At 51.9% G+C, this 23742-nt stretch carries 18 protein-coding genes; all 18 read left to right on the top strand.

All coding sequences use genetic code 11. The features are described from left to right. The first annotated feature begins 120 nt into the window (after positions 1 to 120). The 18 genes from FLT43_RS09170 (at position 121) to FLT43_RS09085 (ending at position 23571) form a co-directional block, all read left to right on the top strand. A complete protein-coding gene (locus tag FLT43_RS09170; protein ID WP_087445173.1) occupies positions 121 to 5559 on the top strand; it encodes a phage tail tape measure protein in 5439 nt (1812 codons plus the stop codon). A gap of 22 nt (positions 5560 to 5581) precedes the next feature. Further along, positions 5582 to 6178, top strand: coding sequence for a distal tail protein Dit (locus tag FLT43_RS09165; protein WP_087445449.1), 597 nt, complete (start codon positions 5582 to 5584; stop codon positions 6176 to 6178). Positions 6179 to 6201: 23 nt separating this feature from the next. Next, a complete protein-coding gene (locus tag FLT43_RS09160) occupies positions 6202 to 6837 on the top strand; it encodes a hypothetical protein (protein WP_087445174.1) in 636 nt (211 codons plus the stop codon). A gap of 11 nt (positions 6838 to 6848) precedes the next feature. Beyond that, positions 6849 to 7490 (top strand): phage tail family protein, encoded by a 642-nt coding sequence (locus tag FLT43_RS09155; protein WP_087445175.1) that lies wholly within the window; start codon positions 6849 to 6851, stop codon positions 7488 to 7490. A 14-nt stretch (positions 7491 to 7504) separates the two neighbouring features. Next, positions 7505 to 10978 carry a phage tail spike protein gene (locus tag FLT43_RS09150; protein ID WP_087445176.1) on the top strand — a complete coding sequence of 1158 codons (3474 nt, stop codon included), beginning with the start codon at positions 7505 to 7507 and terminating at the stop codon, positions 10976 to 10978. Between the two features lie 63 nt (positions 10979 to 11041). After that, positions 11042 to 11482, top strand: a complete 441-nt coding sequence (locus FLT43_RS09145; protein ID WP_087445177.1) for a hypothetical protein — start codon at positions 11042 to 11044, stop codon at positions 11480 to 11482. Positions 11483 to 11585: 103 nt separating this feature from the next. After that, positions 11586 to 12740 (top strand): hypothetical protein, encoded by a 1155-nt coding sequence (locus FLT43_RS09140; RefSeq protein ID WP_087445178.1) that lies wholly within the window; start codon positions 11586 to 11588, stop codon positions 12738 to 12740. Positions 12741 to 12765: 25 nt separating this feature from the next. Continuing rightward, the gene (locus FLT43_RS09135; protein ID WP_087445179.1) at positions 12766 to 13308 is read left to right on the top strand and encodes a hypothetical protein; all 543 of its coding nucleotides are present in this window, start codon (positions 12766 to 12768) and stop codon (positions 13306 to 13308) included. 114 nt (positions 13309 to 13422) lie between these two features. After that, entirely contained in the window at positions 13423 to 14034 is a 612-nt protein-coding gene (locus FLT43_RS09130; RefSeq protein WP_087445180.1) for a hypothetical protein, read from the top strand. Between the two features lie 9 nt (positions 14035 to 14043). Continuing rightward, on the top strand, positions 14044 to 14628 hold the full coding sequence (locus tag FLT43_RS09125; RefSeq protein WP_087445181.1) for a hypothetical protein: 585 nt from the start codon (positions 14044 to 14046) through the stop codon (positions 14626 to 14628). Positions 14629 to 14630: 2 nt separating this feature from the next. Then, positions 14631 to 15305 carry a hypothetical protein gene (locus FLT43_RS09120; protein ID WP_087445182.1) on the top strand — a complete coding sequence of 225 codons (675 nt, stop codon included), beginning with the start codon at positions 14631 to 14633 and terminating at the stop codon, positions 15303 to 15305. A gap of 17 nt (positions 15306 to 15322) precedes the next feature. After that, positions 15323 to 16165, top strand: coding sequence for a hypothetical protein (locus FLT43_RS09115; RefSeq protein ID WP_127510912.1), 843 nt, complete (start codon positions 15323 to 15325; stop codon positions 16163 to 16165). 59 nt (positions 16166 to 16224) lie between these two features. Continuing rightward, positions 16225 to 17496 (top strand): SPRY domain-containing protein, encoded by a 1272-nt coding sequence (locus FLT43_RS09110; protein ID WP_164776353.1) that lies wholly within the window; start codon positions 16225 to 16227, stop codon positions 17494 to 17496. Between the two features lie 39 nt (positions 17497 to 17535). Further along, positions 17536 to 18810 carry a discoidin/SUN/FTP domain-containing protein gene (locus FLT43_RS09105; protein ID WP_087445184.1) on the top strand — a complete coding sequence of 425 codons (1275 nt, stop codon included), beginning with the start codon at positions 17536 to 17538 and terminating at the stop codon, positions 18808 to 18810. Positions 18811 to 19521: 711 nt separating this feature from the next. After that, positions 19522 to 20637 (top strand): hypothetical protein, encoded by a 1116-nt coding sequence (locus FLT43_RS09100; RefSeq protein ID WP_127510911.1) that lies wholly within the window; start codon positions 19522 to 19524, stop codon positions 20635 to 20637. Positions 20638 to 20780: 143 nt separating this feature from the next. Then, positions 20781 to 22496, top strand: a complete 1716-nt coding sequence (locus FLT43_RS09095) for a DNRLRE domain-containing protein (protein WP_164776351.1) — start codon at positions 20781 to 20783, stop codon at positions 22494 to 22496. Between the two features lie 86 nt (positions 22497 to 22582). Next, entirely contained in the window at positions 22583 to 23203 is a 621-nt protein-coding gene (locus FLT43_RS09090) for a phage holin family protein (RefSeq protein ID WP_244194403.1), read from the top strand. Then, a complete protein-coding gene (locus FLT43_RS09085; RefSeq protein WP_087445187.1) occupies positions 23200 to 23571 on the top strand; it encodes a hypothetical protein in 372 nt (123 codons plus the stop codon). Before FLT43_RS09090 ends, FLT43_RS09085 begins: the two co-directional genes overlap by 4 nt. The last annotated feature ends 171 nt before the right edge of the window (positions 23572 to 23742 follow it).

Genomic DNA, 23742 nt, shown 5'->3' with positions numbered 1-23742 from the left:
GGCGGAAGAGAACCGAGAGTGAAGCGGGACAAGACGGAGAGAGAATCTTCAGAAAATGTGCCCAAAGGAGCGGGACGAACCGCTCTTTTTTGGCATGGACAGAAAGGAGTGGGGAAGAGCGTGAATGATGTAACATTGCGGCTGTCGGCGTCGCTCGATATGAGAAGCTCGACCAAGGCGATCAATCAAGCGATTCGGGAATTGGAAAAAAGCCCGTCGCTCCAAAGGCTTCAACTGCGAGCCGGCATCGACCCAGCTTCTCTCCAATCGCTCAAGGAGTGCAGCACGGCCATCGTGAAGCAGAACGAGGCGGTCAAGGATGCGATCGACGGCTATAAAAAGCTGGGCGATCAGATCGAGGAGGCCAATCAAAAAGCAGCTAAGGGCGGAGCGGCCGATTCTTCAAGCTCGCAGCCTGACTCGTCTGCGCCACGGCAGAACAGCTTCGCCAACAATCTCAAAAAAGCGAAACAATCTGTGCTTGAGAATGTAGCGAAACAACTGGTGAATGCCCCGATCGAAGGGGCACGGCAGGCGGTGCAGACGGTTATCGAGGTAGATTCCAAAATGGCCGCTCTCCGGCGGGAAATGGATTCGGATACCAACTTCGACCGCATGCTGGACCGCTCCGTCACGCTGGCGGGCGAATTGGGCCGCTCGCTGGACGATGTTCTCAATACGATGCACGGACTGGCCCGTTCCGGCTGGAATGAACAGCAGGTCATGGCGCTGACGGAGACGGTGCAATTGGCCCGGAATATTTCGGGCTTAAGCGGAGATGAAGCGATCGCCGCGCTGACCGCCGCCATGTCCGCTTTCCAGATCGAGGCAAGCCGAAGCATGACGATCCTCGATTCGCTCAAGGCGGTCGATCAAGCCTACGCTGTCTCGACGCGGGACTTGGCGCTCTCCTTGACCGAAGCCGGCGCAGCGGCGCGATCCTATGGCGTCAGCATGGAAGAGCTGATCGGCCATGCCGCCGCCATCGGCAGCATTACGCAGGAATCGGGCGCCGTCATCGGCAGCAGCCTGGAAGCGATATATGAGGGCATTATGAAAGCCGATTCCTCGGCTGTCGCACTGCAGGAGGCAGGGGTGTCGCTGCAGGATACGTCAGGGGCGATGAAGTCGGCCTCGAAGATCGTGGAGGAGTTGGCCGGCAAATGGAATCAGCTCTCAGAAGGGACGCAGCGCTATATCGCGCAGACGATCGCCGGCAAGGAGCATATGCACCGCTTCATGGCCTTGATGGCCAATTATCCGGTGGCGCTGGATGCAGCGAACGCAGCGCTCTATTCCGAAGGCGCGGCAATGAGGGATAATGAGACGCATATGCAGTCGCTGGAGGCCCGGCTCGCGAATATGCGGACCGCGTGGCAGGAGCTGGCGCTCACGATGGGCGAGGCTTTCATCAGCGACTCGCTTATCGCGCTAATCAGCGCCGCAACAGCGCTGGGGCAGGCGTTCGTCTGGCTCGCGGAGCGAATCGGTACGCTGCCGCTACTGCTCGGGACGATGGCGGCAACGGTAAAAGTGGTCCGTACGGCGATTGCATCCTTCATCGGGAGCATCTCCCAGACAGCGGCCGGTCTTCTCGGTATTGCTCCGGCGTCGGCTACGGCAGCTACCGGACTGAGAGGACTGGCTGCCGCAACGAAAATGTTAGGCAGAGCGATTAAAAGCTTGGTGGTCAGCACAGGGATAGGAGCGTTAGTTGCCCTGATCTCTTGGGGCGTATCCGAATTGATCGGGCTATTCGGCGATGCGGAAGAGGGCGCGGAGGAGGTTAGCCAATCCCTCGAGCGCATGAATGCATCCGCCGCGCAGGCTGGTCATCTGAAGACGCTGGCGGCGGAGTATGAGCGCTTGGCCGCAAGCGAGGAACAAACGATCGAGACGAAGACGCGTCTCGCACAGATCGAGAGTACGCTGCAGTCCCAGTTCGGCATCAGCGTGAAGTCGCTGGAAGGGAGTGCCGGCGCGTACGAGCAGAACAATGAGCTGATTCGGCAGCGGATCGCGTTTCTCCAGGAAGAGGTCCGGATCGAGCGGGAGAAGGCGCAGCTGGAATACGAAAGCCAGAAATCCAAAATCGATCGCAAAATCGAGAAGGCGTCAACGAAAAGGGAAAAGGCGGAGCAGGAGCTTAACGAAAGATCGCAAAAGTATGAGGAGTTCCTGAAAAACAGAGAGAACAAAACGATAATAAGCAATGAGAATGAGTACTTTAGCAAGAAGTTTTTTCCCGTCGATTTTGATCCGAATAATTCGTCCCACTCGGTATTTATTAGGATGATGGGGGAAGAGCTCGCCACGGAAGTAAAGAAAGCACGCGAGAAATGGGAAGCCTCCAACACCGAATTTACGGAAGCGGTCAGTACGGCAGAGAACGCGATCAAAGGACGGCTCCAATCCTATGTCGACGCCTTCGAATCCAAAGGAGAGGAACTGAATGAGCATACGCGCTTCTTGACTGATGTGCTGGCCTCCTGGGCCGCCGCCAATCAGGTGGAGATTAGCGAGAGTGACTTCGCCGCGATCTTTCAAGCCTTCCAGAAGGGCGACATTCAGCGGGTCGAAGACGTTGTCGACTTATTCGCCAAGCTGCCCGGGAACATCCAAATCACCGGAAGCTCATTGAAAGATTTGGATAAGCGATTCAACCAGATGAAGATCGGCGCGGGCGGCGCGGCCGACGGGCTGGACGGCCTGGCCTCTTCTTTGCAGAAGAGCAAGCAAGGGGGCGACGAGCTTCGCAACCGGATCAAGAGCACGCAGGACGAGCTTAAATCGTTCAATCAGATTTTGGCCGATCTGGAGGCGGGCCAATCGATGTCTACTGAGGCGATGCTGGATCTGATGGCCACCTATCCGGAGCTGCAAAAGCATATCAGCAAAACGGCCGACGGCTGGAAGCTGGAGAAAGAGGGCATTCAAGAATTACGGGAAGAAAAGCTGAAGAAGGCGAAGGACGATCTGGAGAACGAAAAACGTTCGACGCTGTCGGCTTATTTCGAATCGATGGCCCGAATTCGAATCTACGGCGTCGAGATGGGCAGCATTCAGGATCTGGCCGATGCCAAAAAGAGAATCGCAGAAGCCGAAGCGAATCGGGAGAAATCGAAGCAGTTCACAAACTTGGTTTCGAGTATCGTTCCTGGCTCGAAGGGATTCTTCGATAAGGTACAACAGCGGGAAGACGAGAAGCTGAAGGAAGCAACACAGCAGGTTAAAGATACAGAAGACTTTTACAAAAAATATGAAGCGCTGCTCGATGACGCCTACTACGGAGTCAGCCGCAAAGGAACGTCCTCCTCTTCTTCCGGCAAGAAGGATTCCTACCAGCCGAGCTTGCGGTTCAACCCATTCGAGGAAGCGATTCAGCGGGTCAATGCGTCCCTGGAGAAAAATCAGCAGCAAATGGAAGAGGCGATGGCGTCCGGACGCCAGTACGACAAGCTGCTGGAGAAGCGGATCGGTCTCTACAATGACATGGGGGAGGCGCTGCGGAAGCTGCGGCAGTCGCAGTCATCGCGCCGCTCGGAGCTGGCATCCCTGCTCGGATCTGCCGGGCTGGTCAAGAATGGCGAAGTCGTGGGGGATGTCCGTACGCGGCTCGAGTCGATAGGCAAGCGCGGGAGCAAGACGGGCTATTCGGCTAGGGACTATGAGAAGTTCGTCGAAGAATATATGGAGCTGACCCGCACTATCGGCGACACGGACCTCAAAATCGATCAGAACGTCATCCAACTGGCCGATGCCTATAAGCGCCGCTTCGAGAGCCTGCAGCAGCCGAGCGAGAAGAAGAGGGAGAAGCTGAGGCATCAACTGGCGCTGCTTGGCGATATCAATACGGCCGAAGAGAAGCGGCTTGCCGCGCAGAACGCGGCCGAGAACATGAACGCGCTGGTGACGGAAGGCAAGCGCATCCGCGGAGAGATCGATGATACGGAGCAGATTATCCGGAACAGCAAGACGCCGCCGGAGCAGAAACGGGCCGCCACGATCTATCTGGAATGGCTGCGGGACAATGATCGGAGCAAGCAAGAGGAGATCGTGGCCGAAGCCGAGCATGCCGGTCAACAGCAAGCCGAAGCCTTGATTGCCGGGTACAAGGAGCGAATCGAGGAACTCGAATTCGAGAACAGCCTGCTTGGCAGCCTGGACACCGAAGAGAAACAGCGCAGAGCCAAAGAAATCGATGATCAGATCATCTCCATTTACGAAGAGTCGGGCCGGACTATCGAATCCCAGATAGCGGAATTGACGCGCAAGGCAGCTAACGCGGACTCGTTGGCCGAGAAGCGCCGCGCCGAATCGAAGCGGCAAGCGCTGCAAGAATACCAGCGCACCGTGCTGAAGCAAATCGCAGACAATCAGGCAGCGGAACAAAAAGCAAGGCTCGATAACGCGAACAAGGTGATTGACAACCTGAAAAAAGTGCTGCAGCAAGAAAAAGAACTGCGTACCCAAGCGATCGAGGAAGAGATTCGGACGGAGAACAAGCGTCACGACGAGAAGATGAAGCACCTGGATGCGGAGCTCAAGAAGACCGAGGAGAATATCAATGCCCAGCTCAAGGGGCTGGACCGCGCCAATGCGGAAGAGGATTACGATTCGCAGCTCCGCAAGCTGATGAAGGAACGGCAGGATATCCAGGATCGGCTCAACGTTCTGGCATTGGACGATTCCTTCGAAGCGAAAGCGAAGAAGAAGCAGCTTCAGGAGCAGCTCGAGTCCAAAGACGAGGAGATCGACAAGTTCAAGCTGGATCGGGAACGGGAGCTGCGCAAACAGGCCCTCTCCGATCAGTTGGAAGACCGGCGCAAGATCATCGAGAACGAAAAAGAGCTCGAAGATAATCAGCATAACGATAAGTTAGCCAAGCTGGACATAGAGAAGAGCAAAATCGAGCAGCATTATAAGGGAATTTTGGAGGATGAAAAGTACTTCTATGGCATAAAGCAGCAGCTGCTCAGCAATGACAAGAACGTCGTGTTCACGGCGCTGGACGAAATCAAAGGCAAGTACGACTCGTTCTTCGCGGAGTTAGCTAAGGCAAGCGAACGGCTTGGCCAGACGATTGCCGACAACATCAAGTATAGCTTCGAGCAGGATTATGACGAGCTGGAGCAGTACGGGAAGAGCTTAGTCCCCTCGATTTCAGGTACGGTCAAACAGCCGGGAACGACTTCGGGAACCATGCTTCCGGGCGCGGGTGACCAGCTCAAAAACAAAAAGATCTTCTCCGCCGAATCCGGCGGCATGATGCCGGCGTGGGGGGAGAAGCAGGGCAAATTCCTGCTCGCCCATGAAAAAGAGCTAATCCTGAACCAATCCGATTCGTTCAATCTGCTGAAGGTGGTCGATATCACCAGAAACATTATCGATTCCATCAAAAGGCCGTTCGCTTCCGTTCCCGCGCTTCAGCCTGCCCTGGCGGGAGCGCCGACCCAGAACTTCCACATTGCCATTACGGGGAACTTCGCGCAGAAGGACGGGGACGATATCGCGAAATCGCTCGATACGGCGCTCCGGGCCCGGGGGCATCGATTATAGGAAAGGCAGGTGAATGGTGAACATGACGATTAGAGACGCGGATTATTTCGTCTATGCCGGGGTCTCCAGCATCGACTTCGGCATCCGGAACGTCAATATCAGCTCCGGCATGCTGGAGGAGAGCTTCGCGGCCCCGCGTTCGATTCGCGAGGTCAGCATCGCGGGACGAGACCGGCCCTATTTTCAAAACATCGCCAAAGAACCGCTGCGCTTCCAGGTCTCATGCGCATTCGAAGAAACATGGAACTCGGATCGGATTCGCGAAGCGGCGCGTTGGCTGACCGAGCAGAGCTATTACCGGGAGCTGGTCTTCTCTTCGGATCCGGAGCGGGTCTTCTATGCGCTGGTTATCGACGAGCCGATGCTGATCCATAACGGATTATCCGAAGGGTATATCAACGTGACCTTTAAATGCGATTCTCCGTATTCCTACTCCCCGGTCTACTACTCTCCGCGGTATGAATGGAAGGAGACCGTGGCGGACATTGCGGAGCGGAACTTCGCCCAGGGAAGCCGGGAAGCGGTGATTCTGGGGCCGCAGGGAGAGCTGCTGCTCGATTCGCAGAGGCCGCGCTGGAGCGATTACGCCTCGGGTACGAGATGGTCCGATATTGGGTGAACGAAAGGAGAGAGGACGAAACGATGGCAACTACAACGGAAAAATTAGCGCTGCATCTTCCGGACTATACGGATGAGATTTACGAGACGATCGAGCAGCTCGGCCATAACTTCGCCAAGCTGGATGAGGTCTCGCCGGACTACGGAACGGCGCCGCCGGTCGCGGGAACGTGGCAGCAGCGGCATATCGTCTGGAATGCGGAGCCGGCGATCGGGGATTATGCCGGCTGGGTGAACACGCGGACAGGCCGCACGGCACCGTCATGGACGGAGCTTACCTCCTACAAGACAGGGGATTATGTCATCCCGAAGACGGATAACGCCCATGTCTATATATGCATTCAAGCCGGGCATTCCGGCGCGATGGAGCCGGTCTTCCCGACCGCGTCCGGCCAGGAGGTGCAGGACACGCGGGGAGCGCAGCGCTGGCAGCGCTCGAAGCGGTACGAGAAGCACGATATCGTATTTCCGACGGTCGATAACGGCCGTTTTTATGTCTGCATCACGGCGGGCGAATCCGGGGGGACCGAAGCGGAATGGGCGTTGACGGACGGAACGAGCATCTATGACGGCACCGCCGTATGGCTCGGCTATCGCATCGCCAAGTGGAAGGAGAGCGGCATCTCCGCTCTGTTCCGTCCCTTCGGGAAAATCGAGTAGAGGTGGATGTGATGGCAAATTGGCTTGCATTATCGAATTTGCTCGGGGTGTACACCTCGGAGCCGCTGCCGATTGCGCTCGAGGGAGACGGGGCGCTGACGAAGCTGGCCTGGGACTGCGATGTTCCGCCCTCCTGCCGGGCTGCGGTCCAGACCTCGCTCTCCCCGGATCAGGGACGGACCTGGAGCGATTGGAAAGCGTGCGTGAACGGCGGCGGCATTCCGGATATCGAAGCCGGGACGCCCCTTCGCGAAGCGATGCTGCGGTACCGGGTCATTCTGCAGTCCGGGATGCCGGGCGTCACGCCTTCCTTCCGGTCGATCTCCTTCCGGCTGGAACCGGTTGTCGTGTTCGACAATAAGGGAGATGTGAGCTGCTCCCCGGAAATCTGGATCACGAAGGAAGGAAGCGGCGAGTTCGCCATCGTGAACACGTCGCAGGGAGACGCCGCATTCCGCTTCGAGCAGTTGCTGGATGAAGAGAAGGTGTATGTGAACAATGATCGGCAGCATATCGAGACCAGTCTGGTGAACACGTACCGCTACAGCGGGTTCAACGACGGGTATTTGTCGCTGCCGCCCGGAAGGAATGTGCTGAAGGTGTGCGGGAACGCCGCGTTCCAATTCCGCTATCAATTCCGGAGAATTCAATAAGGAGGCGATGATGATTGCTGGGCGATATTGATTATCTTAAGAAGCCGTACCGGCCGCAGCTGTTCCTCGCCAAGCCGAACGGCAGCGTCATCAGCAAAATCAGCGAAGCGTATGACATAAGCCAGAGCATCTCGCTGTCCTCCGTGAACGAGCTGACCTTCAAAATTCCGCTGTACCTGGACGTGAATCACCGGCTCGTGCCGAACAAAAATATCGGTCTGCTCCGCGAGCGGTATCATATCCGGGTGACGCTCGGGTCGAAGAGCGAGTGGTATATGATTCACTCGATTGAGGACAGCGGACAGGAAGACAGGCTGTACCGGCAGGTCGCCTGCTTCGCTCTTCCTTATGAGCTGAGCGACAAATCGATTCGGGATTACAGTGTCGAGTCGTATCATGCCGAGCAGGTGCTGACGGAACTGCTGCATAGCACGATCTGGAATATCGGCTATATCGATGCCGACTTCAAGCTGACGTACCGCGCCTTCGAGTTCGGGAACACGACGGTGCTGGATGCGGTCTATCAAGTGGCCGAGACCTACAATGCGGTCGTCCAATGGGACACGCATCGGCGAACCGTGTCGCTGCTCAAGCCGGAGCTGTTCGGGGTGAACAAGGGCCTTTCTTTTTCCTATGGCAAATACCTGAAGTCGATCGGCAAGGAAGCGCGAGCGGATGAGATGGTCACCCGGTTGAAGGCCTTCGGCCAGGACGGGCTTACGATTCAAAAGGTCAACCCGACGGGGCAGAATTACATTGAGAATTTCAGTTATTTTCTGTATCCGTTCGAGCGGGGCGAGCAGCGTCAGGTGATCCGGCACAGCCAGTACATGTCCGATGAATTATGCCATGCGCTGCTCGATTATGAGGATCTGGTGGAGAGCAAGCGGGACAAGTTCCGGGAATTGCTGGCTGAACGCAAGACAATCGAAGACAGTATGACCGAACGAAGCATTGAGCTGGATAAGCTGAAAAAAAACGAAGCGGTCATTACCGATACGATGATTTCGCAGCAGTTCGAGCAGAAGATGTTTTTCGAGAAGTATACGCACCGCGGCAGCAGCTCGCGAAGCTTCGCGTTGAATCCGGAATATCCGTACGCGGTTCTGTGCAAGGTCAGCCAAGGGGGCCTCACGGTCGCGCTCGACGGTGCGGATCAAGCCGCGGCTCCGGACCGGTGGATGCTGCTCGGCAAGCGGCATCATGCGGACAAGGCGGCCGTCGAGGTGCGGGGCGGCGCCGAGGCCGAGGTGTTCCTGCAGGTGGCGCTCATCTCCCTCGACGAGCTGAACGGAGCGAACAACGGCACGGACATTATTGAAAAGTTCAGTCTCGATCATAAGCAAATGCAGATCGCCGCGAAGGAAATCGAGATTAAGCATTTGGAGCAGCAGTTGGACGATGTCAAAGCGAACATGGCCGAGCTGCAGAAGACGCTGTCCGCCGACAGCAATTTCGCCCCGGAGCTGCTGCAGGAGCTGAACCTGTATGTCATCGAGCGGGAGTTCAGCGATGAGAAGTACATTGACGAGCAAGATCTGTATGAGGCGGCGATCGAGAAGTTCAAGGAGCTGCAGCGTCCCCGGACGACATTCCGCATCGATATCGTGAACTTCCTCGAGATCGTCGAGGAGCAGCATAACTGGGACAAGCTGGTCGTCGGCGACTGGGTCACGATCAAGCATGAGCGGCTTCAGATTGAGATCGAAGCCCGCATTGCGGAGATGACTTATGACTATGAGGACGGCAATATCAGCCTCACGATCAGCAACGCCAGAGATGTATCCGATGCGCAGAAGCGGCTGGAGAAGTTCATCTACGACAGCAAGAGCACGTCGATTGTCGTGGACAGCAACAAGAAGAAGTGGGGGCAGGCCGTTGTCGATACGTCGGATATGAGCCGGTTGTTCGACCATTTCTGGAACAAGGTCACGGACGACATCAATATGGCGTCGAATGAGTTCGTGACGCTGGATCGGAAAGGGCTGACGATTACTGATCCGAACGATCCGGACCGCTTCCTGCGGGCGACGCATGGTGCGCTGGGTCTGACGCGCTCGGGCGGGCTGCGGTACGATACGGCGATTACGCCGGACGGCCTGATCGCGGAGACGGTGCTCGGCAAGATCATTCTCGGGCAGCGCGTCGTCATCGGCGATACGACCGGGGTGTTCACCATCGAGGGCTCTCGCCTCATGATCGACGACCGTTGCGGCCGGGAGGTCGTGAAGCTCGGACTGCTGGCGGATCGTCCCGATCGGTTCGGCATGATCGTGAACCGGTACGCTTCCGGCGATTGCGGCAGCGACACGAAGGTGAACCGGGTCTCGATGACTGCGGATGACGGCTTCACGATCGAGCGCATTCGCCACGGCGTGTACGAGAAGACGTTCGGCACCTCTCTGGACGGCGATCTGTTCGTCAAGGCCGGGGTTGACGATCAAGTGTTTACGATTGACAAGCAGGGGCTTGCGCTCGGTTCCTCCGTATGGTCGCAGGCTCCTTTTCACGCCGATTACTTGGGGAATGTCTGGATGAACAAGCTGTTCGCGAAGGACGCCGAGATCGACAGCTCCCTGTTCAAGAACGGCCATATCGAGGGCTCCAGCCTGGTCATCGGCGAGGGCAACGATGTGTTCAAGGTCTATCCGAGCATAGGCATCTGGGCCGGGCACGATGAATTCGGGAAGGCCCCCTTCCGCGTCGACATGAAGGGCAATCTGACGGCCTACAAAGGAAAATTCGTCGGTCCCGCTGGCGATGTACTGATCGATACGGAAGCCGGCTACATCGATATGGACCATCTCGATATTATCAATGTGGGCAAGCTCATTCCGGAAATGATCCAGGTGAACACGATTCTGGCCGACAAGACGTATGTGAATGATCTGACGGTGAATAAGGTGAAGACGCTGCCGAAAGATGTGATGAAGGAAGGGGAATATGTCGACTATATCGAGATTCAGGAGCATGCGATTCAGTTCATCACAGCCAGGGTGTCGAAGAGCGAGCCGGCGCATGATTCGCGCGGCCGTCCGCTCTACTGGCAGGATGCGGACAAGAAAGTGTTGACGACGGAAAATACCGGGATTGTGGCCAACACGTACAATTTCGACAGCATCAATGTGAAGCAGAAGATTACGTTCGAGCGGGACAAGCCCGACGGCAGCGCCCAGCCGGCCCGCTATCTCGGCATCGGGGACGGCACCGGGGAGGGCCACGGCGTGGCGGTCGAGAAAAAGTATTCCGGCGGTTATATGCTGGAATACGGCGCCAGCGCCACAGGCAAAAAACGCAGCCTCGATTTGCGGGACGAAGGCGTGCACGTGACTGCGAAGGAGAGCGGCATCGTACTGGACGGTCGAGACATCGAAGCGATCGCCAAGGGCGGCGCGGGCCGCTTCGGCACCGAGCGGGCTTATATTGAGATGACCGCAGACGGCAACATGATCTTCCATGCGGTCCAGTTTGATTTTGTGAACAGTTGATGGTGAAAAAGGAATGCACCGGTTCGTTGGCGAGCCGGTTCAGCGGTGAAGGGTGGGAATGCGATGGCTGCTATCGCCTTGAATGGGGGCGCAACCGCCCCGGTCGTGAAGGATGGGCATGTGACTTATACGATACAGACTAGGGATTATGATGATGACTACTGGGAATCAACCGGATCAGGCAGCACCGGCGCTCTGATTACCGGCCGCGGCATTGCGGCGAGCTCCCGCTTCTATGTGAACGGCGTGTCTGCCGCGGTCGTCGGGGATCGGGTGAATGAAGTCTGGCAAGCCAGCCCTTCGGTTCCTTCGGATACCGATAGGACGCGGTACATCAATATTTCCCCGGGCAAGTCGGGCAGCGGTCAAGGCATGATAGCGGGCGGCAACGCGAAGCGGGTATATTTGAACGGCAAGCTGATTGCCGTCCAAGGCTCAAGCGTGACGACCTGTCTCGGCACTGGGACGACGATTAGCGAAGGAAATTCCTTGATCAATATGTAGGCATGTCTGCGCTTCTCTTGAACGAGAGGCGTTTTTGGGTTGCAAGGAATGTGTGTCTTTCGTGTGTATATCGAATTCATCGACATAGTAAGGAGGTGATAGGATGGCCCAATTACGGACGCAGCTTGAACTGCATGATCCGGTGACCATTATTTGGCGGGAAGGCACGCCAGAGGAGCCATACAAGGAGCATCTCGATTCGCTCCCCGTCATTAACAACCAGATTACGCTGTTGGAGATTCCTTCCCAGACCGACAAGGTCCGCATCGAGGGGTTGACCGAGGTCGACCCGCAACGATTCGACAAGAAGCTGGCATTGTCGCCGCATGAATTTCTGGTCAACTATGCGAACGGAACGATTCAGTTCCATCCGTCCCAGGAAGGTAAGACGCTGCTGTGCAAGTATAAGGGCAGAGGCCTGATCCTCTATCCGGCTTCCCGCATCTATGCGATGGTCAGCCGGCATCCGGATGTCGTCAAGACACTGCAGGACATGATTGACGAGATGCTGCAGCGGCTGCAGGAGACGAATCTGGCCATCGCGGAGGTCAACGAGGCCGTGGCGATGGCGAAGGAGGCGGCTCATGCAGCGGATCGGTCTGCCGACCAGGCGAATCAGGCCGCGGATGAGGCGAAGCTCGCTACCGAGCAGGCGCTGTTGGCTTACAAGTCAACGCTCCTGGTGTTCAAGCCTCCCGTGGCGGATATGAAGGAGCTGATCGCGACCTATCCGTATCCGCATATCGGCTGGACCGTGCAGACGTACGAGGATGGCAACCGTTACCGCTTCGACGGCAAGGAATGGGTGCTCATCGACATCTTCGGCCGCAGCATTCAGCCGGTGAGCGAGCATGCGGACGGCCTGATGACGGTCGCCGAGCATTTGAAGCTAAAAAGCATTCCGCTGGAAGTGAAGGACCGGGTGATGGTGTTCTGCCTGCCGAATTCTTTATATCAGGGGGTTCAGAGCGTCATTGCGAGGTTCCCTTTTCAGGGAGAACTGATCGGCGTCGAAGCGTTGTGCGGGGTAGCCGGCGAATCCGATACCGAGATTACAGTGGAAAAATCGCTGGATGGGGCGAATTGGAGCGAGATTATGTCCCAACCGGTTCGAATCAAGGCCCATCAGCATGTCGATGATCGCAGCGCCGTCATCGATAACAAGATCGTGAATGCCGGCGATATGTTCCGGCTTCATGTCGTGAAGCAAGGCGTGAACATCCAGCATGTCACGCTGCAGCTCATCGTCAAAATATAACGATAACGAGAAAAGAGGAAAAAAGATGACCAAACCGATCGTAAGCTGGTTCAACAGCGCTCATACTGCCGAAATTGCCGCCCCGTTTGATTTTGGCGTCATTGATGCCGGAGATCTGGGGCCGCTGCATACGTTCAACATTTGGAACAACCGCAACGGCGATACCGATGTCTCGAAGATGGAGGACTGCACGTTCACGACGCGCGACATGGGCGGGGGTACCGGAGATACGCCCGAGAACAACGTCGAAGCGGTTAAAAATAACTGGTTCCATGTTCAGGTAGACTCCCTGGGCGAGACCGATATCGAGGAGGAGACATCGGCGGTCGGCAAGATTCGCATGAAGCCGATCGGCACGACGGGCAAGACGACGAAGGATCATAAGGGCAACCCGCTGTCGATTCCGCTGACTCCGGCCAAGCAGGAGATTCTGGGGGTCAACAATAACGGGAACCCGATGGACGCTGCCGGCAACTATGTGACCGTGTCGGTACAGCCGAAAATTCCGTTGGACGCGTCGAGCGGCCGGCAAGAATTTAAGCTGCGCGTGTCCTACCGCTATGTATAACCTTGAATAGAGTAACAATTTGAACCAAGATGATGTATCCAGGCGGGGCCGATAGGGTCCCGTCTGTTTTGCTATATGGAACTATTTATCTCACAATACAATGGGAGGTTACGCATGATTTTTCAGAAAAAAATAACGCGTTCGCCTGTTGCCCAGTCGTTCATCTGGGTGGCGGAATATGCCGACGGCTCGCATCTCGCAGAATATAACTTCGACAACCGAAAAGCAAACAGCTTTTATCATATAGACAAAACTAAACTGATCCGGTTCGGATTGATAGGGGAAGGCTCGCAAATCTACTTCGATGTAGGCAACGGTGTCTTCACGATGAACGGCCACCGTCTGTCCTTGTCCTACTCGGCCTCCTCGCGGGAATATCCGCTGACCGGGCGGACCTTCCTGTACAACGACATTATTACGTACAAAGACGCCGTCTCCGACGCCAAGCTGTTCACGACAGGCGGGAAGGAAGGCACCTTCTCCGACTCGATTACCCAGTACAATATCGGCTACAAAAAACAAATGCAGCTCCACGACGCCAACATCGATTTTCAATGCATTCTCTCGATTCCCTATCATGATGCGGCGTTCATGCAGATTAAAATAACGTCAGACCTTGATCTGGACGGCACATTGCATATTCGCAGAAACGGCTTCCTGGTGGACGAGATGCAGGCGCCCCTGAAGGCGAAGCATGCCGGGCAAATTAATTGGACGATACGATGAGGTGATTCGATGACAAACGCAACGCATGAAGTGCTCATTCCCGTTGATTTGGCAGCGGGCACGTTTACGAACACCGTCATAAACGACGGCAAGCTGCAACTGAAGGAACTCAAAAAAGACGACAACGGAAACATCGTCTACGCTCCCTCCGGCTCCTGGGAGTCGCTTCCGATCGTCATCCAGGACCGGTTCACGGCCTTTCAACGGATGACACAGACCGTAGACGTGAAGGGTGCCGCCGACTACAAGCTATACATCCGATATTCATCGGATAGCATCACTTGGACCGAGTACGCAGCCATCGACAAAACGGCCGGCAATCTATACAGCGCCCCCTTCGCTAAATACGCCCAGCTCAAAATCGAGCTCATCCCCGCCCAGCACGCCGCCGCCTTTACCGTAGATGACTTCACCGAAATCGTGAAATACACCAACGAATGGGTCAACTCCGACGAGGGCGTGCTGGAGCTGAAAAAGCATTATCTCTATAAGTACGAGAGGGACGAGTCTTGGGAAGACGAGGGCGTGGTGCTGAGGAAGAGGATACCGAATGGGAAGATGAAGAAGATTGATTCGTTACGAGTGGAGGGATAAGAATGCCAGTTCCAGCAACTACCGGACAATTGAGAAAACATGTGAAGGATATGAGGATTGGAGATTATATAGTTTGGAGTTATCACAATGATGACTATTTTGAATTTGGCGCGGACACGTCAAGGTATACAGAATGTCCATTAGAAGGAATTCCAAATGGGGAAACCACAAAAGGTAAGTACTGGTATGGAATAAAAGTAGATCAAGGATTGCTTATTTCCGACAGAGTTCTTAGAAATCAATGGTCATGGGACTATTTGAATAGTCTGAAGTATATCGAAGGGGTTAGTACGACAATATCTACGGTGAAGGGTATCCTTCGTTCCCTTACTGGCGGCGTTGCTTATGCGGATGCTAACGGAAATAAATCATTAACCGATCAAGGCAATGGTGGGTGGCCTACTAATAATGAGTGGGATAAGTATATAGTTAATTTTCCTTCAAGCAAGATACAACAAGACCACACTAAAAATGATGTTTTCCATTGGAATGAAAAAATAACGATTTGTCAAGAGACTCCAGCTCTTGGGGTTATCACATATGACGGGTTTAACACTACTGACTCTAAAAAAAGAGTAAGAAGAGGGTATAAAACGATTCAGGCCTTGTATCACATAGCAGCAGATTCTGCATCGGAATTTAATGGTTTTCGACCCGTATTCGAATATCAAGAATAGAAAGAAGGTGAATATAAGTGCTAGAAGAGGTAAAAAGTGTTGAACAATTAAAAATTGGGAAAAAAATAAGATGTCACTATAGAGCAATAGCAAATACATTAGGTACTTTTTCAGGACTTGGGAAAGAAACATCTGACTTCATTTCACCTACAACATCATCTGCTGCACCAAATGGTGATTTTTATTTTATTTGTGTTGATAAAGATCATCTCAGTAGATGGAAATTGATCGCTGATAGAAACATAGAACATTCCATTTCATGGGACACCTTAAATAGTGCTGGAGTAGCTAGTGGAAGTGGATTGCCCGTACGAATTGATAATGAAATAGATGGTATACTTCGTTTACTAACTGGTGGAATTGATGAAAACAATAAAGATAATGAATGGGATAAATATATTAACAACGGAGAATCCGACCACACAAAATGGAATTTGGCAAATAATTTTGCTTGGACTTCAACAACGAGTTTTTTTGCTAATAATAATAGTCCAGCTTACCGAACTATGAGAGGTGGCTCTAGCGAACCTGGCTATTTAAATAGCTATCCAAGCGATGCGAAAACTTTATTATGTGCATTCAGACCAATGTTATTAATTACTTCCCTTTCATCTCCGTCTTTCGTTTGTAACGACAACCTATATAAAACATACGATAAAGAATGGAAACCAATTTCAACAACTTTACCTTCAAAAGACACTTTTATGAATGATGGCATTAGTGATTTGTCTGTTTTCGATAGAAAAGAGCAAACTGTTTCTCTTCCTATGACCTCCTCTGTATTGGGTGAAGGGAAAGTGTTCAAAGCAAAGGTTGATTACAAAAAATACTTTGATATAAACAGGATTGATGTTAAGTAGATCTGAACTGGTTCTGTTTTTTTGTAGTGAATTAATATATTTGGTGGGTGGTGAGGAAAGTGGCAATTATAGATGTTACTTGGGATGTAGTAAATAAAGGTAGTGGTGTGATTCTAAGTAATGCGAACCTAACAGCAAAAGTCCCTAATTACAATAATACTGTAAGAGCAACGCACGGGAAAAGCCACGGAAAGTGGTACTGGGAAATAACCGTAAGTGTTTATAATTGGCTACTCATAGGAATAGTGAACAGAGATGCTGTTTTAACTTCTACTAATAGTTCCACTCAAAATGCGCGGTATTATTGGGAAAACGGAAAAAAACTACCGGAAAATGTTCTGTATGGGAAGAATTTTGTTGTTGGAGATGTAATAAGTATCCTTCTAAACTTGGATAGTGGGACATTAGAATTTTGGAAAAATGGAGTTAGTCAGGGTATATCTCATACCAATATCAAAACTATGGGGGAAGTTTTTCCTGCTGTTTCAGCTCCACAATCAGGAGCAACAGAAAGTACAGTAACAGCTAATTTCGGAGCTTCCTCTTTTGTCTATCCTATGCCTAAGGGATTTTCTTCTTTTGATTGTAGGCAAAGGCATTGGGATAGTAGAATGCTATTTCAAACAAGTACCGAAAATCGAGTGGCATTTTATAATAAGTTCAATACTATAACTGCAATTCCCAAAATGACATCAAATATTACGCCATCTGGACGTGCATTTGCAAAGGATATTTATTCAACAAGCTATGATGCTTGGAAAGCATTTAATCAAGTTGATGATACAGAAGGTTATGCATCTAAAACTGGTAGTGGTGGAGTTGGTTTTTTAGGGTATGAGTTTGATAAACCAATAGCCATTGCGAAATATGCTGTCAGGAGTATGGCTGGAAGTTCTCATTTGAATAAGCTTCCAAGAGACTGGACTTTTGAAGGCAGTCACGATGGAGATAAGTGGCATGTATTAGATACACAGAAAAACCAAACGTGGACTACCATAAATACAGATAAGGATTACTACATCGACAATCCGAAATCTTATAAAATGTATCGTTTGAATTGGTCTGCTAACAATGGAAATACAGGATATACAGATGTAAATGAATTAAAGATGTACAGAGGTGTTAATGTGGTTTCATATATTCCGACAGTAAGTGAAAAATACTTTACGGCGTATGGGATGGACAAAATAGCCCAAGAAACTTTAAAAAATAATTATGATAAGGTGCAGCTAATATCCAATAAAGAAAGCGACTTAAATGAAGGAAAGATATTTGAGCATAATATAGATTTGAAGAAATATGAAGTGAAGGGAATCAGGAATCATGATTGAAGTTATAAAAATATCTATAAAAATAAGGAAGGCTGCTACATGGAAAATAAATTCTTACTGAAAATAAATGATCAGATGTACCATTCTCTAATTAATGAGAAATACGTAGAGATTGGGGATGAATTAGCAAAAGATGACTTTAGCGTTTATGGTCTTAATAATAGTTTTTACATTGATTTAAATAATAAACTTATTAACAGAAGTTTTGTGGTCAAAAATCCTCTCATATATGAGAAAGGAAGAGTGTTTAGACTTCGTATTGACGGTTCCATGGTGAAAAAAATAGAGGACAGTTATTCAAAGGGGAAGGTAGATGTTACTCCTATTTTGAATTCATTTTCTAATGGAGAGGTTACTGTAAGTGCTAGTAGTACTGCATCAGGATATCCGGTGTATAATGCATTCAATGACTCATCAAGGTATTGGAAGGCAAATAATGTTGACACATCAATTACGATGATTTTTCAAAAACCTATAGTCCTTACAAGTTACAGCATTAGTAAATATTACGGGACTGGTCCTGGCCCCAATTATTCATCCTTTGCTGGATCGAATGACGGGAGAACATGGACAACGCTTGTAAATAAAACATCATTATCTGTAAATTTTAATAATAACGCAGCCTATACACATTATAGGTTTAGCTTAAGCGGTCACACATATGCTGCTGAAAAATTTCATACAGTTAAAAGAATACACATTTATAGAAGTTATTATCAAAAACTATTGATTTTGCATGATGATAAATACAAATACTACGATAGCCGCAGCAATGAGTGGGGAATTATTGGTGATACATGTGAGGAAATGGACTTTTTACAATATGGTATCCTCCCATCTTCTATTCCCGAAGCAGCATGGGCTAAAATATCAGGTGAGATTGAACTCCTCTATTACAGAGAAGATGATGTACCTGAAATGGTTATCTCTATTTTAACTGAACCATTTACTCTGGCTGAAGAATTTGATGATCAGACAATAAAAATAATCGAATATACCGACAACCCTGATCAAGAAGATTCGACCATCACCTTAGAAACCGAACCATTCACCTTTTACGATGAGGTTGGTGACAGTTTCGATGTACTATATTACACCGACGATCCAGATAAGAATGAAGCTGAACTTGAAATCCACCATACTTATTCGCCACTGGATGAGTTGGATGGAGATTTTGAATTGGTGACATGGACAATGGAAGAAGAGGCAGAGGTTCAAGAGGAGCTAAAACCAATATTTAAAGAAAAGATTGAAGATGGCGATCTATACGGTGTAACCGTGGATTTATCAAAAGGAATTGTATATATAAAGTGAGACAGCCCCTATGGAGCTGTCTCTTTTGTTTTGATTATTTATTTGAAAGGAGATGATTTTGTGGCAGGTAATGCAAAACCTGATATGCCGGATTTAGGGGATGAGGTAAAAATTGAACTTATTTCCTTTTGGGGTTCATCAGTAAATACAAGTACGGCATCCGATGCCTCTGCATTGCTTGATGGTATTACAATTAAACAAGGCACTTATAATGCAGCTTTAATGTCAACGACCCACAACTCATATTTAGAGTTCTCAATAAGTAGCCACTGTAACTTGTGGGCTGTCGGCGGCAGCTATTCCGACACTGGTGGCAGTACTCCTAAACAAATAAAACTGCAAAAGTGGGTTGGGGAGAAGTATGAAGACGTTGGAATCTATAATACTACATCCTCTCATGATTGGTATCTATTGTGCCCGAGCTTGGCAGCAGGTAAGTATAAAGTGACTGCAGCAGGAAATTATGTAGCTTTCAACGAGTGGTATGCGGAAAGCATGACTCCAAATAAAAGCCTAATCCAACTAAACAATGGCGAGTATCGAACATACAGAGACACTGGATGGGAAGTCATATGCCCTCCGGTAACTTCGCAATTATTCGCCCAACACGGCATGACCGATCTCTCCATCATCCCGCCGGAGGCGTGGCAGGAGCTGGTCCAACTCTCTCCCACAGTCGAAATCGTGACATATGTGCCGGAGGGCAACAAGGTGAAGTCTTTCGCCGAGACTTATATGGACATCCCCCTGCGCATCGACATGAAGGCTTTGCCATTCGAGCAGCTTCTCGTGCAGCCGAGCGATTTTGAGTTACATGGCAGTCTCCTCGCTATCATTGCGAATCAACTTCCTGTCCAGGCGTATGAGGGCCGATGCCAGTTTATTTTGTCGTTCGATGGCGGCGTGACGTGGGAAGTGTTCCGGAATGGACGATGGAAATCGGTGAATGCGGCCGATATGGCGAAGGTGCGTGAGCTGGGCATGAGCTTCAAAGCGCTCGCCCGCATCAAAGAAGCTCACTTCCAAGATAAAGGCAGTCAACTTCGGATTGGCTATTATTTGGACGAGAGCATTCATCGTGAAGAGGAAGTGAAGCTGGATCATTCGCGGTTGGTGGCGAGGTCTGCGCTGGACGACGTTAAGGTCAAGGACCTGTCGCTATCGCTCCTGAATACGAAGGCGTCGATTGAGCTCAAGCTGACGGGCAACAAATTAACCGGCCGCTTGGATGATCCCGATAAGGGCAAGGTTCAGTACAGAGTGCTGCTGAATGATAAGCCTTATTTCCCAGCCAACGGGGAGTTCACGCGTCTGGCCGCTTCTCCGGTCGATATTAACCTGACGATCTCGGAGCGGGATATTGTGTTCAATCAGGAGAATAAGCTGCGCGTCGAATATCAAGATTATTGGGGCGAGACCGAGTCTTGGGAGACGAAGTTCATCGGCAGCTACTCCGGCTTGATGTTCATGGACGAGACGGGGAATTATTATTCCGATACGTTCGGCGGGATTCTGAAATACTTGGATTTCGATATGCTGATTGCCGGGCAGACCAGTCTGGATCAGAAGGTAGTCGTCAAAAACCAGCTAGGCTACTCGATTACGAACCTGACGTTGAAGACGGTCAATGAGTCGCTGCCGGATGGCGTCGCAATAGAGCTGTCCCGGAAGTCGAGCCCGTTCCTTCCCGTCGATAGTCTGCTGTACAGTGAAGTATTGCATCAAGGAGACACGGTTGAATGTTATGTCCGGATTGCCACGGAGATTGACGCCAAGCCGACGCCGGATGGCCGCTTCGAGATTCGGGCCTATGCCAATCGGATATAGACAGTCTCAATACAATGAGATTGGAAGTGATTACAATTACGATTCACGAAGATGAGAATTGTCTAAATGGAATATTGCACGTCAAATCCCCTTCTAACCGCATGAGAGGGGCTTTTTATTTGTATGGCTCCGGAAGGAGCGAGGTGAAAGCCGCTCTCGTATCGGCAACCCGGGTGAGGGAGGGCATAGACGCCGCAATCTCCGCGAGAGTGCCGCGAGGGGCGGAGCTGCCTGCCGTCCTGGATATCAAGTACCGTGGCAATGAGGATATGACGGCCGCGATTGAAGCGATGGCTTCCAGCTACCTGTCTGCATCGATCGAGATTAGGCCTCATAACCGGATGGTTGGACGGGTGGAGCTGCTGGAGACGCCGCGCAAAGACGTTAGCCTGCCTCCGGCCGCCGATTCGACGACCCGCAGCGATCCGGAGCTCGTAACGCTGAATTACGGCGACATGAAGAGCATGGTTACGGGGAAGGGCAGCAATGAGTCGTTCGAGGCCTTTATTCATTTCGGTCCATTGAATGAATTGCTCCCCGATGTGTACCGCTTGGAGAAGGCGACGATGAAGCTCTATTATGCCGGCGCGTTCCCGGTCGGGACGAGCATTGAGCTGCATCAGCCGCACAGCATTTGGAGAGAGCTCGGGATTACCCACGCGAACAAGCCCCATTCGGTAGAACTGCTCGCGGATGAATACACGCTTCACCCGGCAGAGCGCTGCATTGAGGTGGATGTGCTTCGCATCGTCGAGCGCTGGCTTCAGGGGGAACTGGACAACTACGGATTTATTGTGAAAACGCAAGACGATTACGCGGTCACCTTTTATACGAGAGAATCCCACAAGCCGCCCGTGCTCCAGCTCCGCTATATTCCGAACCAAGTGTACAGCATCGGCAGAAGCGCGATTGACGCCTCCGTATTCGTCTACGGAGTTGGAGGCTCCGACCGGAGAGCCAGCCTTACGGTCCATAGCGACCGCGGCGCGGATGAGCGGACAGCGACTCTCTATGTGCATCAGCCTGCCGATCCGATGTTCGAATGGCGGGATGGCTTCCTGCTCGTGTCCAGGCCGGCTCACCCGGCAGCGCTGACGGTAGCGATTCGGGAGTACCCGGAGCTGGAGGCCGGCTGCACGATTCGCAAGAACATGGCAAGCGAGCGCAGGGTGATCATGGCGGCCAGCACGCCGGACAAGCCCGCTTGCATCACGGTCGATCCGAACATAAGCCTGGCTTGCTCCCTTACGGTTATGAAGAAGGAATCCGAGGGGCCGGAATCATCCATTACGGCTTCTGTCCCTGCTCTGCCTGCGTATGTGGAAGTGTCGCGCTACCATAAGCATTACGACGATACAGTGGCCAGCCTGAGCGTTCGGGAAGAGAGGGATTCGGAGGTCGGCTCCCGGGCAACCGTATCCAAGCCGGATATGCATACGGCGCTGACGATTCGGGCGCTCGGTGAGCGGGAGATAGCAGGCCAGATCGAGGTTCCTCACTACGAGGATCATCATGCCTCGCTTGCGGCATCTCGCCCGGATGTTCCGGCCGCTCTGGACGTGAAGCATGCTTCTTCCATCGAGACGTATCTCTATGTGAAGCATGAACATACGCTGGACAGTACCGTCATGATTAAGCTGCCATCGGAGCTGAAAGCCTTCCTCGTTGTTCACGCTTTTGATGAGGTGGAGGCCGCCCTTCAGGTCAGCGTTCCGGATCTTCACGGCTATCTCGCGCCAAGAGTCATTGGGGAGGAGGACTGCGCTGCGGCAGCCCTGATCCGCCAGCGGGATGCGGGAGATTTGCATGGTGTCATTACCGTCGGCAGCGCAGGCGGGGCATATTATTATATTTTGTAGCAGGAACCCATATTGTGAGCCGTCCTTCACCGGATGGCTCCTTTCTTTTTCCGGAGAGATTGCTGTCGATGATGAGGAGGGATCGGGTGTACGAAAAAATAGTGAACAGCAGTATCGGATTCATCGGCGGCTTGATGAGCTACATGTATGGGGGAGGGAGCAGCTTGCTTGAGTTTTTGGCGCTGTTGGCGCTTATGGATTACATCAGCGGCTACGCTGCCTCCGTCATGGAAGCGGCCAGAGGCATGCCGCATGCCGGGTTAAGCAGCAAGAAGGGCTTTGTCGGGCTTGCCAAAAAGGGCCTGATGTTCGTCGTCGTGCTGCTCGCTCATCGCGCCGATGTGGCGCTTGAGAGCGATTTTCTCATGTACGGCGCGATATGGTTTTACATTTCCAATGAGGTGATCAGTATTGCGGAGAACTACGGACGGATTGGCCTGCCTTTGCCGCCGCAGATCAAGCAGATTATCGCGATTTTGAAAACGAAGGAACAGCAGCAGCGGCAACAGGAACAGCATAACGAGCAACAGAAAAGGATAATGAGCAACATGAGCGGGATATTGAGGCAGCATGAGTGGGATAACGAGCAGCTTGAACAAGATAACGGGAAAAATGAACAGGATAACGATCAGAGACAGCATGATCAGGATAACGATCAGCGACAACATGCACAGGATAACGATCAGAAAGGAAGGATGAGCAAATGAGCAGCAGAGGAACGCAGGTATGGGGCTCGGCGGCCCTGCATCCCCAACCGATTGTCATCAAGGGGACGAATAACACACTGAATTTCCAGGTGGACGGTGTCGAGTACGAGGCGAGCATTCCCCAAGGAACGTATGGGACGAGGCTGGAGCTTTTTACGTCCGAGTTGATCGAGCCTGTCAATGAAGCGCTGCGGCACGCTCAAGCGCCTGTCATCGCCAGATTGGGCGGCAACCGCCAGGACAAGCATATTTGCGTGCTTGTGCTTGAGCATACCGACACATCGGATGACCATGTTATCGATGGCTTCGGCGGAAGCGCACGAGACGTGATCTGGGGCGAGACGGAGCACATCTCGGCCGTGCAATGACGAATTCGCCGGTGACTAGTTGTCATCGGCGAGTTTTTCTTGGGGGAGACGAAGCTACTAGGTCACCAATACTGCAAATGTGCAGTATTTTCCCTCTTCTAAGGGGAGGTTCGAGGAAATTCCTGCAAATTTACATGATTTTACCCGTTTTACCTCCCATCCAAGCGATAA

Source organism: Paenibacillus thiaminolyticus, assembly GCF_007066085.1.
Taxonomy (GTDB): Bacteria; Bacillota; Bacilli; order Paenibacillales; family Paenibacillaceae; genus Paenibacillus_B; species Paenibacillus_B thiaminolyticus.
Note: the sequence above shows the minus strand (reverse complement) of the source record. Positions and strands in the feature narration are given on the sequence as shown.

Bases quoted from the DNA above. Each gene is read 5' to 3' on its own strand.
- FLT43_RS09125 (WP_087445181.1), top strand. From the start codon at position 14,044: ATGACAAACGCAACGCATGAAGTGCTCATTCCCGTTGATTTGGCAGCG.
- FLT43_RS09105 (WP_087445184.1), top strand. From the start codon at position 17,536: ATGGAAAATAAATTCTTACTGAAAATAAATGATCAGATGTACCATTCT.
- FLT43_RS09130 (WP_087445180.1), top strand. From the start codon at position 13,423: ATGATTTTTCAGAAAAAAATAACGCGTTCGCCTGTTGCCCAGTCGTTC.
- FLT43_RS09145 (WP_087445177.1), top strand. From the start codon at position 11,042: ATGGCTGCTATCGCCTTGAATGGGGGCGCAACCGCCCCGGTCGTGAAG.
- FLT43_RS09140 (WP_087445178.1), top strand. From the start codon at position 11,586: ATGGCCCAATTACGGACGCAGCTTGAACTGCATGATCCGGTGACCATT.
- FLT43_RS09165 (WP_087445449.1), top strand. From the start codon at position 5,582: ATGACGATTAGAGACGCGGATTATTTCGTCTATGCCGGGGTCTCCAGC.
- FLT43_RS09160 (WP_087445174.1), top strand. From the start codon at position 6,202: ATGGCAACTACAACGGAAAAATTAGCGCTGCATCTTCCGGACTATACG.
- FLT43_RS09155 (WP_087445175.1), top strand. From the start codon at position 6,849: ATGGCAAATTGGCTTGCATTATCGAATTTGCTCGGGGTGTACACCTCG.
- FLT43_RS09135 (WP_087445179.1), top strand. From the start codon at position 12,766: ATGACCAAACCGATCGTAAGCTGGTTCAACAGCGCTCATACTGCCGAA.
- FLT43_RS09085 (WP_087445187.1), top strand. From the start codon at position 23,200: ATGAGCAGCAGAGGAACGCAGGTATGGGGCTCGGCGGCCCTGCATCCC.
- FLT43_RS09120 (WP_087445182.1), top strand. From the start codon at position 14,631: ATGCCAGTTCCAGCAACTACCGGACAATTGAGAAAACATGTGAAGGAT.